Source organism: Vibrio sp. T20, assembly GCF_007858795.1.
Lineage (GTDB): Bacteria > Pseudomonadota > Gammaproteobacteria > Enterobacterales > Vibrionaceae > Vibrio > Vibrio satsumensis.
On sequence record NZ_VFEB01000048.1, the window covers coordinates 1 to 228 of the forward strand.

2 tRNA genes are annotated in these 228 nt (G+C 53.1%); both read right to left on the bottom strand.

Annotated features, from left to right (window positions below):
• Nucleotides 1–76, bottom strand: a tRNA-Gly gene (locus FTW16_RS03010).
• A 56-nt stretch (nt 77–132) separates the two neighbouring features.
• A tRNA-Met gene (locus tag FTW16_RS03015) sits at nt 133–209 on the bottom strand.
• Nucleotides 210–228 lie beyond the last annotated feature (19 nt).

The following is a 228-nucleotide window of genomic DNA, read 5'->3' on the forward strand; positions in this document are numbered from 1 at the left end:
TGGAGCGATACATCGGGTTCGAACCGATGACCTCAACCTTGGCAAGGTTGCGCTCTACCAACTGAGCTAGTATCGCATTAGTTAATCGCTGCTCTTACTGCCTTGGGCAACAGATAGCGCCTAACTGTAATGTGGTTGCGGGAGCCGGATTTGAACCGACGACCTTCGGGTTATGAGCCCGACGAGCTACCAAACTGCTCCATCCCGCGTCCGGATGCATTGTTTAAG